The 2,242-nt window shown below is 62.0% G+C and carries 2 protein-coding genes; both read left to right on the plus strand.

Annotation, left to right across the window (positions count from 1 at the left end; genetic code table 11):
• On the plus strand, positions 1–202 hold a 202-nt coding region (locus AB4Z11_RS29935; RefSeq protein ID WP_442029555.1), incomplete at its 5' end, for a hypothetical protein.
• A 119-nt stretch (positions 203–321) separates the two neighbouring features.
• Positions 322–2,242 (plus strand): TonB-dependent receptor (locus tag AB4Z11_RS29940; RefSeq protein WP_442029557.1); only part of this gene is annotated, 1,921 nt, incomplete at its 3' end.

Genomic DNA, 2,242 nt, shown 5'->3' on the forward strand with positions numbered 1-2,242 from the left:
GAAGACGCGCGACGGCACCAGCAGTATCGGCACCATGGGGGCAGGATGCACTGGCCACCTTCAAAGTGACGCCACCCGCAACGAACAATCCGCAGGCCGCACCGATGACCTGCTCTCCGGCTGCGTGGACGAGGAAGAACGTGACCACGGCTTCCAGAGCGGGACGCAAAACTGGGGCCATGTCGTGCCCAGCAACCGCTAGCCGTCTTGCATCGCGCAAGGCTTTGGTGAATAATAATGAGAATTATTCTCAATAAATAAGCCAGCCATCTGATTCCTGCGGGAACGGTCGCCAGCCACGACCACCTCAGGACACCAAAGATGGCATTCACCAAATCTCCTGTCGCGCTGGCGATTGCGCTGGCGCTTCCCCATTTCGCGGCATTTGCCGACGATGCTGAAGGCGTGCTGCCGACCGTCACCGTGAACGGCGCGCGCGACGCGGCCTACAACCCTACCAGCGCCAGCAGCGCGACCAAGATCGATGCGCGGCTGCGCGATATTCCTCAGACCGTGAACGTGGTGCCGGCGGCCTTGCTGCACGATCAGGGCGCCCACTCGATGCAGGATGTGATGAAGACCGTGCCGGGCGTCGGCTTGTCCAGCGGGGACGGGCAGCGCGACCAGGTGACCATTCGCGGCTTTAGCGCGATCGCGGACCAGTTCATCGATGGCATTCGCGACGATGCGATGTACTTCCGCGACTTGTCCAATGTGGAACAGGTGGAGGTGATCAAGGGACCGGCTTCCGTGCTGTATGGTCGCGGTTCTTCCGGTGGCCTGATCAATCGCATCACCAAAAAGCCGGGCATGGACCGCAATGAGGTCAGCCTGACCGTCGGCAGCTGGGGCCAGAAGCGCGGCGAATTCGACTTCGCGCACAAGTTGCCGGACAGCGGCGTGGCTTTCCGCGTCACTGGCGCGAAGGAAGATGCGGACAGCTACCGCGATCAGCAATTCCTCAAGCGCGAGGCGCTGTCGCCTTCCGTCCTGTTCCGGCTTGGTGCGGATACGACCTTGCTGGTGCAGGGTGAATATCTGAGCGACCGCCGCGTGACCGACTTCGGCGTACCGGCGTATCAGGGCCGTCCCGTTGCGGTGGATGCGTCCACCTACTACGGCGCGGCCAATGCGCGCGACAACGACTACTCGCAGTCGCGCGTGAGGGCGGCGGGCTTCCAGCTTGAACATCACTTCAACGGCGAGTGGACCTTGCGCGATAACTTCCGCTATTACGACTACACGCTGGATCGCAACAACACGCTGGTCGGCGGCGTAAACGAGGCCACGCTGAAGGCCACGCTCAATCGCAGCAATGTGAAACGGGACGAGGACGGCTACTTCAATCAGCTGGAGCTGGTGCAGAAGGCCGGCATGCATCAGCTGCTGTATGGCGTGGAGGTGGGCAAGCAGCACAAAGACCAGCTGTTCCGCACCCAGAACAATATCGCGACGGTGGACCTGTTCCATCCCGTGGCGCCGGTGCTGCCCTTCAATGTGACTGCCGCGCCATCGACGGACAATCTGGGCATTCTGACCGTGGCCAGCGCCTATGTGCAGGATCTCGCCACGCTTTCGCAACACTGGAAACTGCTGGCAGGCGTTCGCTTCGACGACTTCAGACAGGAAACGCGCGAGCGCCGCGCCGGTCAGCCGAATCTTGATCGCACCGACCGCGCATGGAGCCCGCGCGTTGGGCTGGTGTATCAGCCGTCGTCAGTGCAGTCCTACTACGCTTCGTTCAGCAAATCCTTCCAGCCTTCGGGCGAAGCGTTTCCTTTGGCCGCGAACAATGCTTCGATTGAGCCGGAGAAAACCACCAACAAGGAAATCGGTGCGAAGTACGATTTGTTCGGTGGACTGGCGTCGCTGGGCGCCTCGCTGTTCCGTCTTGAACGCACGAATATCAAGTCCACCGATCCGGTCACCAACAAGCTGCTGCCGATCGGCACCCAGCGCACCGACGGTGTCGAGCTGACCTTGAGCGGCGAACTTGGCGATGGCTGGCAACTCAGTTCCGGCTACGCGTGGCTGAACGCAAAGATCACCGAGTCCATCGCCCAAGACGACGGCCAGCTCGTGCAAGGCAAGCGCCCAACCCTCACTCCACGCAACAGCGGCAATGTCTGGCTGAGCAAAGCGCTCTTCGGCGGCTTCGGCGCCGGCGCTGGCGTGACTTCGGTCGGCTCGCGCTTCGCCAACCCTGGCAACACGGTCACCCTGCCCGGCTACACCACTGTCG

It is taken from the genome of Pseudoduganella sp. RAF53_2, assembly GCF_052113985.1.
Classification (GTDB): Bacteria; Pseudomonadota; Gammaproteobacteria; order Burkholderiales; family Burkholderiaceae_D; genus Rugamonas.